The following is a 12050-nucleotide window of genomic DNA, read 5'->3' as shown; positions in this document are numbered from 1 at the left end:
ATACAAATTATTTTATGGCTTGAATCCTAGCACTCTCTACTTTGTAAACATAAGACTAGAATGTCATATTAGAATACCTCATTTTTACAATTAAAAGTTCAGGATCAAATGACACACCTGACCTGCTCCACTTGCATGCTTTTGAAGGCAAATCCCCTTGGACTTTTACTAGCCCGATGATTTTACAGGTCGTGAAAAAACGGTCCACTGAACCTAAACTCGCTTTCTCATTTCTTGGCTCGTAAAAAACAGCCCACTGCTCGGAACCCTACGCTAACGCTTGGGAATAGCACAGTCCCCCGGACTGTGCTACTCTTCATCCATGCTCAACACGCTGAGGAAGGCTTCTTGTGGGACTTCGACGCTTCCGATGGCTTTCATGCGTTTTTTCCCGGCTTTTTGTTTTTCAAGGAGTTTGCGTTTTCGAGAGACATCTCCTCCATAACATTTGGCCAAGACATTTTTACGGAGGGCTTTGATGTCGCTACGGGCAACAATTTTTTGACCGATAGCTGCTTGAATTGGGACTTCAAATTGCTGACGCGGAATGATTTTCTTGAGTTTGTCTACAATCAATTTTCCACGTTCGTAGGCAAATTCTTTGTGGACGATAAAGCTGAGGGCATCGACCTTATCACCATTCAGAAGAATATCCATTTTCACCAATTTCGATGGACGGTATTCTGAAATTTCGTAGTCAAAACTTGCATAACCACGCGTTGAGGATTTTAATTTGTCAAAGAAATCAAAGACAATTTCAGCAAGCGGAATTTGGTAAATGACATTGACACGGTTATCATCAATATAATCCATGGTCACAAAATCCCCACGCTTGCGCTGTGCCAATTCCATAACAGCTCCGACATATTCCTGCGGTACCATGATTTGAGCTTTGACATATGGCTCTTCGATGTTATCAATCTTGGTTGGATCTGGAAATTCAGATGGATTGGAAACTTCAATGGTCTCACCGTCAGTCATATTGACATGGTATACTACGGATGGTGCTGTCATAATCAAGTCAATATTGAATTCTCGCTCAATCCGCTCTTGAATGACATCCATGTGGAGCAAGCCCAAAAATCCGCATCGGAAACCAAATCCAAGTGCCTGAGAGGTTTCTGGTTCAAATTGCAAGCTAGCATCGTTGAGCTGTAATTTTTCAAGCGCCTCACGCAGGTCATTGTACTTATTAGAATCAATCGGATAAATCCCTGCAAAGACCATGGGATTCATCTGTTTGTAGCCTTCAAGTGGGGCATCCGCTGGATTAGCTGCAAGGGTGACAGTATCACCGACACGTGTGTCAGCAACGGTCTTGATAGAAGCCGCAATATAGCCAACATCTCCTGTTGCAAGGTAATCGCGACCGACAGCTTTAGGGGTGAAAATCCCTACTTCTGTCACATCAAAGGTCTTGCCATTGCTCATCATCTGAATGGTGTCCCCAGGCTTAACCACACCGTCCATGACCCGCACTTGCAGGATAACCCCACGATAGGCATCATAGACTGAGTCAAAAATCAAGGCTTTGAGAGGCGCTGTCACATCTCCTGCTGGAGCAGGGACTTTTTCTACAATTTGCTCTAAAATCTCTTCAATTCCGATTCCAGCCTTGGCTGACGTCGGCACTGCCTCACTCGCATCTAGACCAATTACATCTTCGATTTCTTGACGAACCCGTTCTGGATCTGCCGCTGGCAAGTCAATTTTATTGATAATCGGTAGGATTTCCAAATCATTATCAAGGGCTAGATAGACATTCGCAAGCGTCTGGGCTTCGATTCCCTGCGCCGCATCAACGACCAAAATCGCACCTTCACAGGCAGCTAAGGAGCGTGATACTTCATAGGTAAAATCGACATGCCCTGGGGTGTCAATCAAGTGAAAAATGTAGGTTTCTCCGTCTTTTGCAGTATAGTTCAACTCAATAGCATTGAGCTTAATGGTAATGCCTCGCTCACGCTCCAAGTCCATGCTATCCAACAACTGAGCCTGCATTTCACGGCTTGATACGGTCTCTGTCTTTTCTAAAATCCGGTCTGCCAAGGTGGACTTCCCATGGTCAATATGGGCAATAATCGAGAAATTCCGAATCTTCTCTTGGCGTTTCTTTAAATCTTCTAGGTTCATATCTCATCCTTTAGGGTATATTCTCTTCATTATACCAAAAATTGGCTCACTTGACCATATCAGTTAAACTGCTTTTCAAAGAATATTCTACTGTTCTTCTTAGAAAATCACTTGATTTTTCCTGCTAAAAAGAGTATGCTAAAGCTAGAAAATACAAGGGGGTCTGACCATGCGGAAACGATTTCTTTCAGGAGAGTTTCTTCTGTTCAATTATCAGTTGATGACCTATTTCAATATTTTCTACTGGCGCAACTATTTTCCTATCACCCAAGAAATTTTCTACTGGTTGAGAGGGGGCTTGGTCATCACATTTTTGGTGGCGCTACTGGGTTACTTCTTCTATCCTCGCTGGAGATGGTCGATCTGGCACCTTTTCTTCTGTTTACTTGCAATCTATCTCCTCATCTTCGGCTACTATGCACTGATAGTTGAAAAACTCACTCACCTGGCGATTTCTCCAGAAGATTTTAGCCACATCCATAGTTATCAGACGTCTAGCCTCTGGGTCTATCCGAGCGCCTTGATTTATACGCTAATGGGCTATCGCCGAATGATTAAAGAGGCGACAGACCCGCAAGAAGATTCCCTCTTTGGGATAAAGCATTTGAAAAAGTAAGTTGACAGCCCTCTATTTCTATGATAGGATAAAACCAACAATACTCGGAGGTAATAGGAGAATGAACAACTAAGTCTATTTGTTAAAGTTGAGAAAGCGTAAAGGAGCAGTTGTACTGCATCCTTTTGCGTGCTACAATACTTTACCAGTAGGCTACAAGTTGTTTGTATCTCCTTTTTGTGTGGGCTTTTGGGCTGTTTTTATTCTAATCAAAACAAAAAATAATAGCTAGTTAAGTTCCATAGAAAATTCTTGATAGAAACAGTCCTACTGGAAAGTAGGGCTCTTTTTGTATGGAGGTTTTATGCTACAGATTACACACTTAACCATGACTCATGAAAAGGATTTGACTGACTTGGTCTCTGACCTGTCTCTGGTAGTGAATAAGGGAGACAAGATCGCATTAATCGGTGAAGAGGGAAATGGCAAATCCAGTCTTCTCAAGTGGATGATGAATCCTACATTCGTCAACTCATACATTCAGTTTAATGGACAGATTCGGCGGGATTTTGGTCAATACAGCTATATCCCTCAACAGTTACCGCAGGAACTAGAAAGGCTATCTCTCAATGACTATTTTTTTGGTCCAAGTGACGTTGCATTTGACTACGCAGCTCTTTACCGTTATGCCAAGGAATTGCAGTTTGACAGCGATCGTTTCGCAGACGCGCAACTGCTTTCAACCCTGTCTGGTGGGGAAAAATTAAAAATCCAGTTCATCAAAGAATTGGCCAAGGAAACAGACATTCTCTTTCTCGACGAACCCTCTAATGATTTGGATTTGGCAACCCTCAAATGGTTAGAGCGTTTTATCCAACAAACTCCCAAAACAGTGATTTTTGTCTCCCACGATGAAACCTTTTTACGTCAGACAGCTACGAAAATCATCCATTTAGAACGCATTAAAAAACGCCTAGTAGCGCGGACAACTGTACAGTCACTGGACTACGCTACCTATGCTCAAGAGCGAAAAGACCAATTTGACCGACAGCTTCAGCAAGCAAGAAACGAGCGCTTGGAACATCAAAAGAAACTGGCTCGCCACCACCGCATTCACCAAAGTGTCGAATATACTGTGCGCACTACCCATGATGCAACCGCAGGGCGACTGATTGCCAAAAAGATGAAGGCTGTCCTTGCTCAAGAAAAACGCTATGAAAAAGAAGCAGCTGCTATGACAGAGATTCCGACTCAGGAAGATCACATTCGCCTGTATTTCAGCGAGATAGAGACCTTGCCCGCCCACAAGCCCATTATCGAACTAGTTGACTATTCTCTTCAAGTAGGACAGACTATCTTAGTTCCGAGTGTGGATTTCCGCTTTTTAGCTCAAGAAAAGATAGGAATTATCGGCGCAAATGGTGCTGGAAAATCGAGTCTCCTCAGACAAATCTATCGTATGTTAAAAAAACAGGCTAGTTATTCGATTGGCTATATTCCCCAAAATTATCCAGACCTGCTTAATCCAACTGCTTCACCACTTGATTTTCTGACACATTCTCCTGATAAAACAGAGGAGGAACGAGTCCTCACTCACCTAGCTAGTCTCCAATTTAGCCGAGAAGAGGCTCGCCACCCCATTTCCTCTCTATCTGGTGGTCAACAGGCGAAGCTATTGCTACTAAAAATGGTCTTGGAGACTAGTCCAGTCTTGTTACTCGATGAGCCAACACGAAATTTTTCACCAACTTCCCAGCCTCAAGTACGGCAACTGTTTCAGGATTTTAAAGGAGCAATTTTAGCTGTATCCCATGACCGAACCTTTCTCAAAGAAGTATGCGATAGGGTTTACCAGCTGAATCAAAATGGGTTAACAGAGATTCGTAAGGACGACCTATAATTGGAATGCAAAAAGCTGGGAATTTCCCAGCTTCTAGCCTTGCTTTTCTTGCTTCATTTTTTCACGCTCAAGGCGGAATTTGCGATTTGGATTGAGTTTATTAAAGAGTTCCTCTAGTTTTTCTGCATTCCAAACATCAGCTGCCGAAACAAAATTTCCATCCTTATCCTTATAGGATATTGGTTTGTCACCCATAATAAAAACCTCCCATTTACTTAGTTTGTATAACCTTGATTTTGCCAACCTCTCATGAGATAGCCCCCATTCGTTACGACACATAGTCAAACCAGTCGGTATTACGGACGAGTACAGATAAATACGATTGATTAGCAAGCGTTACGACGTGAGGAACGGCATTCGGTATTAATCTAGTAATGCCACTAACTACGTTAGTCTTATCTCCAACCTCCAAAGGTTCCCTAAACCTTTGGAGCTAATGAGAGGATTAAGCAGATCGCCATAGCGACTGCCGTCCACTCATTAGATAGCCTCCATTCGTTACTAACTCCGTCCAACCAGTCGATATTACGGACGAGTACAGATAAATACGATTGATCCGCAAGCGTTACGACGTGAGGAACGGCATTCGATATTAATCTAGTGATGCCACTAACTACGTTAGTCTTATCTCCAACCTCCAAAGGTTCCCCAAACCTTTGGAGCTAGTAAGGGGCTTAGGCAAAGTCCCATAGGATTTGCCGTCCACTCATTAGATAGCATCCATTCGTTACGACACGTAGTCCAACCAGTCAATATTACTGGTTGGACGGAGTTAGTAAGGTTGGTAGGTAGACCACCCTAGTGGCTACCGTAGCACATCAAGTCATTGACTTAGATGTGCTTCCAACGTTAATCCACAAACTCAAACTCAAATGTGCCGATTCGGACAATGTCGCCATCCTTAGCACCACGAGCACGGAGGGCTTCATCGACTCCCATACCACGCAATTGACGAGCAAACTTCATGACAGACTCATCACGATCAAAGTTGGTCATGGTAAAGAGTTTTTCCAGTTTCTCACCAGATAAAATCCAACTTGCATCGTCCGCACGACTAATGTCAAATTCTGGTTCGTCTGGGTTAAAGCCATAGTAGGCTTCTTCTGCTTCAAAGTCTGCCTCATCGTACAAGAGGAATTCTGGGGTCTTATCAAGCAATTCAGCCGTTGCTTCTAACAGATTTTCTAGACCTTGATGTGCTAGACCAGAAATCGGAAAAATTTGAGGCAGTTCATCAAACTCATCATAGTTGGCTGCTAATTTTTGCCTGAATACCTTCAAGTTTTCTTCCGCATCTGGCATATCCATTTTATTGGCTACGATAATCTGTGGACGTTCCATAAGGCGGAGATTGTATGTTTCTAACTCATTATTAATTGCGATATAATCCTCATAAGGATCTCGCCCCTCACTGGCAGACATATCAAGAACGTGCAGGATGACTCGTGTGCGTTCGATATGGCGGAGGAACTGAGTTCCCAGTCCCACACCTTGGCTAGCTCCTTCAATCAAACCTGGTAAATCAGCTACTGCAAAAGATTCACCTGATTTGGTACGGACCATGCCTAGATTTGGAACAATGGTTGTAAAATGGTAGGCACCAATTTTAGGTTTTGCGGCTGTAATCACGCTGAGTAGAGTAGATTTTCCAACAGAAGGAAAACCAACCAAACCTACATCAGCTAAGACTTTTAATTCTAATTCGAGTTGGCGTTCTTCACCAGGTTCGCCATTTTCAGAAATTTCAGGAGCAGGATTTTTCGGTGTCGCAAAGCGAATATTGCCACGACCACCGCGACCACCATGCGCTACGATAAACTCTTGACCATGCTCTACCAAGTCTGTAATGACCTTGCCCGTTTCCGCATCTCGGACAGTTGTCCCCTGTGGAACACGAACGAACAAATCTTCTGCCCCACGACCATGCATCCCCTTGGTCATGCCTTTTTCACCAGAATCAGCCTTAAATTGGCGATTATAGCGGAAATCCATCAGGGTTCGCAATCCTTCGTCAACCACAAAAACAACGTTACCACCACGGCCGCCATCTCCGCCCCACGGACCACCATTTGGGACATATTTTTCACGGCGAAAGGCTACCATGCCATCTCCGCCCTTACCAGCCTTAACCTTGATTTTGGCTGTATCTAAAAACATACTCATTTTCTTACCTATTTCTTCCTCTTGCTACTTCATAAAATAAGGGCTAAAGGATTGAGTCCTCCTAGCCCCGCAGATTACCTAATGGCACTAATTGCTGGTAAAATCAGTCCAGCTAGTGTTGCCAAAACCATCACTACTACGATGATCAGGGTGATTTTTTCAAATGTATTTTTCTTGTGTTTTTCTTCTCCAAATGCCATGATGTCTCCTTTTACATATGAATATTCTATACATCTTTCCACTCATTTTATCATGAAAAGCTGATTATTTCAACGCTGATCTTGCTCATTTAGCTTTTCTTTTACCGCTTGTGCCACTTTATAAGGAACACCTGCTTCAGCAATCTCCTGTAAACTAGCTTCTTGAATTTTTGTCAAGGATTTAAAGTGTTTTAACAGAGTTTGTTTACGCTTTGGTCCAAGTCCTTCAATGTTATCCAGTTTGGATGAAAAGGAATTCTTCGAACGAACCTGCCTATGGAAGGTAATAGCAAAACGGTGTACCTCATCTTGAATCCGTTGCAAGAGGAAAAATTCCTGTGAATTTCGAGAAAGGGGAATAACCTGTAAAGGACTCCCAAAAAGCATATCGTGTGTCTGGTGTTTATCATTTTTTTGCAACCCAGCAATCGGAATACTCAGACCGAGTTCTTGTTCAATGACTTTCTTGGCTACATTGACTTGCCCTTGACCACCATCGATGATAATCAAATCTGGCGGTGTTAAGCCCTCTTTTTGGACACGACTATAACGGCGATAGAGCACTTCTCGCATGGAAGCATAATCGTCTGGTCCTTCGACCGTTTTGATTTTATACTTACGGTATTCTTTTTTATTGGGAACGCCATTTTCAAAAACAACCATAGCAGAAACTGGGCTGGTTCCCATTATGTTGGAGTTATCAAAGGCTTCTATCCGAACTGGCGTAGGAATACCAAGCAACTGGCCAATGTTCTCAATTGCGCCTTGCGTTTTTTCCAGATTTTTTTCTAGGAGATTAAATTTCTGCTGCAAGCTGACACGCGCATTCTTGGTCGCAAGTTGGAGAAGCTGTTTCTTCTCTCCACGCTGAGGTTTGACAATCTTAGCAGCAACAAGACTTTTAACTGCTTCTTCATCAATATCCTGTGGAATCAGTACTTCTTTGGGAATTAAATGCTGTTGGTTGCGATAGAATTGCCCCAGATAGGTCAAGAAATCCTCTTCAGCCTCATTGTAATACGGAAAGAGGTTAACATTGCGCTCAATCAGTTTTCCTTGACGGACAAAAAAGACCTGTACACACATCCAACCTTTTTCGACATAGTAACCAAACACGTCTCGATCCTGCAAGTCCTTGGCCATGACCCGCTGCTTGGTGCGTAAGGTTGAAATAGACTGGAGAATATCACGGTATTCGGCAGCTTTTTCAAATTCCCAATTGTCTGCTGCAACCTGCATTTTTTCCTGAAGCTGGTGAACTATCTTGTCATCATGGCCTGTCAAAAATTGGCTGACTTCAGTTGCCATTTGGGCATAATCCTCTCGACTAGGCATGTGCTCACCATGTGCTAAACATTGACCCAAATGGTAATACAGGCAGTATTTGTTTTCTGGCAACTTGCATTTACGAAAGGGATAAAGGCGCTCAAGTAGCTTGAGGGTTTGGTTGGCAGCACCTACATCTGGATAAGGACCAAAATACTGCCCACCGTCCTTACGAACCTGGCGGGTAATCATCAGGCGCGGATGTCGCTCATTACTAATCTTGATAAAGGGATAGGACTTATCATCTTTGAGCATGATATTGTAGCGCGGTTTATTTTCCTGAATCAGATTGATTTCTAAGAGCAGGGCTTCGATATTGGATTCGGTCACAATAAACTCGAAATCCGCAATTTCAGACACCAAAGCCGTTGTCTTGGTATCATGACTTCCACGAAAATAAGACCGAACACGATTGCGCAGATTTTTCGCCTTACCAACGTAGATAATCTTACCGTATTGATTTTTATGCAGATAGCAACCTGGGCTATCTGGAAGTAATTCTAGTTTGTCTTTTATCAAATCGTTCATCACTCTTATTGTAACAAAAAAAGCAGGACTAGCCTACTTTTTTGTTGACTATCATCTCTGCTATTTTTTAATAAACATCCCTATATAAACTTTACACCTTCTAATCCTCATAATCTCCACCTGCGACTCCAAGGTATTCTTCAAGGGTTTGGCCAGATTGATAAATATCTGTCGCTTCTTGTCCAATATAGCGGATATGCCAAGATTCTGCCATGTAACCTGTACTATGCTCTTTCTCAGGTAAATAGCGGACAATAAAGCCGTACTCATGAGCATGTTCTGCCAGCCATTTGGTCGCACTAGGTTCTGTTAGAAGGGCTCCACTACTATCCAAAATATCGTAGGCCAAGCCTGTCTGGTGCTCACTGTAACCAGCTCGTGCGGAATAACGATCTGCATTTTCTTTACCGTCATTTGCCACATAGGATTGGTAGAGGTGCGCCTGCGTTTCGTAGGAGCGAAAACCGCTGTAGTTGGTCGTTGAAACATCATAACCCAGTGAGTGCATCTTGGCTACAATCTCACGAAAGGCAGATACGGCTTCAGGATTTTCTCCCGGTGCATAGTCGCTTGAGAGCGGATGTTTTTTATTGACAATGATAACCTCGCCATATTTGCCCTGAACGCTATAATAAGAACCGTTGAAGGTTACTTTGGCAGCTGAATCCTTTGTTTCTTGAGTTGCCTCTGTCGTTGAAGACTTACTTTCTTCTGCGACCTGTGATTGAGTTGGGGCAAGGGAGGATTCAGTAGTTGATGCTCCTTGCTGTTCAATCTTTGGCTTAGCACAGGCCACGAGTGCTACTAAAGATAAACTGAATAAAATGGATTTCATTTTCATGCACATACCTAGTTTCTATACTTCTTCCAAGACTACTGCAATCGATTTTTATGCTCACCTGTGACAAACATGGTGAAGGTTGCTTTAACGATTTCTTCCTGCTTTTGATTGGTCACGGTCACATCGACCACCTTGGTGGTTCTGCCGTCATGGACACATCGACCATCAATCAAAAGGGTATCTCCTAGCTTACCTGACTTGAGGTAATTGATACTCGATTGGAGCGTTACGGCGTCAACACCCGTCGAAATAGCTACCAAACCGCTAATTTGATCACAAAGCGTAAAGAGATAGCCTCCGTGGGCAAAGCCATAATAATTTAAGGACTTTTCGACTACTTCTGTTGTAACCACGACATGACCCTTTTCAGATGAGACCATTTCAAAATTTTCAAAGACACGAATTTCATGCAAGGATTTCGCTAGCATTTTTCTCCTCCTAACTGATTGACTTTCAATAAGGTTAGCAATTCTTGATAATTGCTGACTTCATAGGTTGGCTTGGCACTAGTGTGATTTTCTAGCCCCTGTGGATTGTACCAAACAGTGTCAATTCCTGCATTATTGCCACCTTGAACATCTGCTGTCAAACTGTCTCCAATCATCAAGGCTGTTTCTTTGGTAAAACCTGTAATCTGCTCTGCTATTTTGTCATAAAAGAGAGCCTCAGGCTTTTTGGTCCCCATTTGCTCAGAAATAAAGATTTCCTTGAAAAAAGGTTGGATTGGTGAATGAGCCATCCGATTTTCCTGAATATAGGTCACACCATTTGTTGCTCCGTAAAGCTCATATCCTAGAGCTGTCAGCTCCTGCAATAACTCTACAACCCCATCAAATGTTTGCCCCTGTTGGCTAATGAATTTCTGGTACAGAAGCGCCATTTCTCGGCCATCTACCTCACGACCAAAATGGGAAAAAGCGCGGGAAAAACGTGTGTTGATTAAATCAAGCTTGCTGATTTTTCCCTGCTCCAAATCCTTCCACATAGCCTGATTCATCGGTTTATAATAGGCTTTAAAGCTCGCCATATCTTTTACTTCCATAGCTTCCAAAAACTGGGTTAAGGCTACTTCCTCCCCTGCTGCAAAATCCAACAAGGTATGGTCAAGGTCAAATAATAGAAATTTGTAATACAATTTTAAGTTTTTCCTTTCTAGGGGTGTGCAAGAGGTTCAAAGGGTGTGCACAATAGAACGAATTGATTCACCTATCATTATATCACATTAGAGAACCAAAGCTGTTGGAAAACGCTAGTATCAGATTCATCATTTCCCTATATACAGTAGTTCACTATCTTCTAACAAGACAGGAAGGTATAAAAAAACAGGCGCTTATTGAAAGGAGCTCCTGTTTTCTTCTTTATTCGTTGATTACTGTGCCCATTTATTATTGTCCATGATAAATGGTTTTGCCAATCCTTCTCCAGTATAGTCTGCGTATTTCGTTAACAGATACTGGTAGCAATCTTCCTTTGTCTCGAATTTAATCGCTTGATAGGGCTCTTCAAACGATAGCTTCTCTACGAATACGAATCCATCATTCGTTGGGACCAATACACCGACATGGCCAATAAAGAGTGCTTCTCCATCCAAGTTATCATGCAAAACGACAGAAAGCATTCTTGCATTTTCGTCAAACTTGAATTGTGAAAGGAAGTTCTCCATTTTTTTCGCATGAACCTTTACATCCGTCGTTGATTCTGTCTTCACTCTTGAGAACAATCGATTAAAGGCTTCTTTATCTTCTGTATCAAATAGCCTTCCGTTTTCAATCGCATCATTGTCTATAAACAGTAGAGCATCATCTTTTTCACTCTGAGGAATGTCAATCTGGTTTTTCAACAGAACATAGCTATTGATACGGCAATTTGTGCCTACAAAATCACTGTGCTTTTCGGTCCATAGGTTGCTGATTTTTTCAACGTCATACTCTGTTTTGCTAAAAGGAGCAAAATCACCTTGTAAACCGGCAGAAGCGACAATTTCGTTATACTCATTCACAAGCTTAAAGAAAGCATCCACACTGTCCTTATCCAAATAAGTCAATAACAAGGTCTGCACATCTTCGACACTAGTCCGACTAGCTAAGTTTGTATAGGTCGCTGTCCATTGTGGCATTTCTTGCTGCGAACTGGCTACTGTCGTTTCATTAGCTACTTGCGATTCTGCTGTTTTTGGTCCCTGTGAACAAGCCCCTAATCCTAAGAGTACCACTGCACAAAGACCTACCTTCATTCCTCTAAAAACGGTTTTCATCTATCTCTTCCCTTCAATGTATTTCTTCCTCGAGTCTCTCATCACAGTTTCAGCCTTAAGACTGTTTTCATGAAGACTATAGTGGATTGAGAAAGGAATAGGACAAGGCAAGGAGCTGCAGATAGAACTGACGACTTAACGATGTCCTA

At 42.5% G+C, this 12050-nt stretch carries 11 protein-coding genes; 2 read left to right on the top strand and 9 right to left on the bottom strand.

Going from position 1 to position 12050, the window contains the following annotated elements; translation table 11 throughout:
• Positions 1-309 precede the first annotated feature (309 nt).
• Positions 310-2133 carry a translation elongation factor 4 gene (gene lepA, locus J5M87_RS03990; protein ID WP_154608935.1) on the bottom strand — a complete coding sequence of 608 codons (1824 nt, stop codon included), beginning with the start codon at positions 2131-2133 and terminating at the stop codon, positions 310-312.
• Between the two features lie 169 nt (positions 2134-2302).
• On the opposite strand from lepA, the gene J5M87_RS03985 reads away from it, so the two are divergent.
• Entirely contained in the window at positions 2303-2749 is a 447-nt protein-coding gene (locus J5M87_RS03985; protein WP_154608936.1) for a hypothetical protein, read from the top strand.
• 304 nt (positions 2750-3053) lie between these two features.
• The gene (locus J5M87_RS03980) at positions 3054-4589 is read left to right on the top strand and encodes an ATP-binding cassette domain-containing protein (protein ID WP_154608937.1); all 1536 of its coding nucleotides are present in this window, start codon (positions 3054-3056) and stop codon (positions 4587-4589) included.
• A 33-nt stretch (positions 4590-4622) separates the two neighbouring features.
• Here the strand turns inward: J5M87_RS03980 and J5M87_RS03975 are convergent, their stop codons facing one another.
• The 8 genes from J5M87_RS03975 to J5M87_RS03940 all read right to left on the bottom strand — a co-directional run bounded on the left by J5M87_RS03975 (position 4623) and on the right by J5M87_RS03940 (position 11901).
• On the bottom strand, positions 4623-4784 hold the full coding sequence (locus J5M87_RS03975) for a hypothetical protein (protein ID WP_154608938.1): 162 nt from the start codon (positions 4782-4784) through the stop codon (positions 4623-4625).
• Positions 4785-5438: 654 nt separating this feature from the next.
• Positions 5439-6752, bottom strand: a complete 1314-nt coding sequence (gene obgE / locus J5M87_RS03970; RefSeq protein ID WP_154608939.1) for a GTPase ObgE — start codon at positions 6750-6752, stop codon at positions 5439-5441.
• Positions 6753-6826: 74 nt separating this feature from the next.
• Entirely contained in the window at positions 6827-6952 is a 126-nt protein-coding gene (locus tag J5M87_RS03965; RefSeq protein ID WP_082815644.1) for a DUF4044 domain-containing protein, read from the bottom strand.
• Positions 6953-7021: 69 nt separating this feature from the next.
• The gene (gene uvrC, locus J5M87_RS03960) at positions 7022-8806 is read right to left on the bottom strand and encodes an excinuclease ABC subunit UvrC (protein WP_154608940.1); all 1785 of its coding nucleotides are present in this window, start codon (positions 8804-8806) and stop codon (positions 7022-7024) included.
• Positions 8807-8906: 100 nt separating this feature from the next.
• Entirely contained in the window at positions 8907-9653 is a 747-nt protein-coding gene (gene ldcB / locus J5M87_RS03955; RefSeq protein WP_154608941.1) for an LD-carboxypeptidase LdcB/DacB, read from the bottom strand.
• A 26-nt stretch (positions 9654-9679) separates the two neighbouring features.
• Positions 9680-10075, bottom strand: coding sequence for a PaaI family thioesterase (locus tag J5M87_RS03950; protein ID WP_154608942.1), 396 nt, complete (start codon positions 10073-10075; stop codon positions 9680-9682).
• The gene (locus J5M87_RS03945; protein WP_154608943.1) at positions 10069-10782 is read right to left on the bottom strand and encodes a YjjG family noncanonical pyrimidine nucleotidase; all 714 of its coding nucleotides are present in this window, start codon (positions 10780-10782) and stop codon (positions 10069-10071) included. Before J5M87_RS03945 ends, J5M87_RS03950 begins: the two co-directional genes overlap by 7 nt.
• A gap of 234 nt (positions 10783-11016) precedes the next feature.
• Positions 11017-11901, bottom strand: a complete 885-nt coding sequence (locus J5M87_RS03940; protein ID WP_154608944.1) for a DUF4300 family protein — start codon at positions 11899-11901, stop codon at positions 11017-11019.
• Between the last annotated feature and the right edge of the window lie 149 nt (positions 11902-12050).

The organism is Streptococcus sp. zg-86 (assembly GCF_017639855.1).
Classification (GTDB): Bacteria; Bacillota; Bacilli; order Lactobacillales; family Streptococcaceae; genus Streptococcus; species Streptococcus zhangguiae.
The sequence above is the reverse complement of the archived record's forward strand: the minus strand, read 5'-3'. Positions and strand labels throughout refer to the sequence as shown.

Excerpts from the sequence above, each read along its gene's own strand:
- obgE (WP_154608939.1), bottom strand. The coding sequence starts at position 6,752 with ATGAGTATGTTTTTAGATACAGCCAAAATCAAGGTTAAGGCTGGTAAG.
- J5M87_RS03965 (WP_082815644.1), bottom strand. The coding sequence starts at position 6,952 with ATGGCATTTGGAGAAGAAAAACACAAGAAAAATACATTTGAAAAAATC.
- J5M87_RS03985 (WP_154608936.1), top strand. The coding sequence starts at position 2,303 with ATGCGGAAACGATTTCTTTCAGGAGAGTTTCTTCTGTTCAATTATCAG.
- uvrC (WP_154608940.1), bottom strand. The coding sequence starts at position 8,806 with ATGAACGATTTGATAAAAGACAAACTAGAATTACTTCCAGATAGCCCA.
- ldcB (WP_154608941.1), bottom strand. The coding sequence starts at position 9,653 with ATGTGCATGAAAATGAAATCCATTTTATTCAGTTTATCTTTAGTAGCA.
- J5M87_RS03940 (WP_154608944.1), bottom strand. The coding sequence starts at position 11,901 with ATGAAAACCGTTTTTAGAGGAATGAAGGTAGGTCTTTGTGCAGTGGTA.
- J5M87_RS03950 (WP_154608942.1), bottom strand. The coding sequence starts at position 10,075 with ATGCTAGCGAAATCCTTGCATGAAATTCGTGTCTTTGAAAATTTTGAA.
- J5M87_RS03980 (WP_154608937.1), top strand. The coding sequence starts at position 3,054 with ATGCTACAGATTACACACTTAACCATGACTCATGAAAAGGATTTGACT.
- J5M87_RS03975 (WP_154608938.1), bottom strand. The coding sequence starts at position 4,784 with ATGGGTGACAAACCAATATCCTATAAGGATAAGGATGGAAATTTTGTT.
- lepA (WP_154608935.1), bottom strand. The coding sequence starts at position 2,133 with ATGAACCTAGAAGATTTAAAGAAACGCCAAGAGAAGATTCGGAATTTC.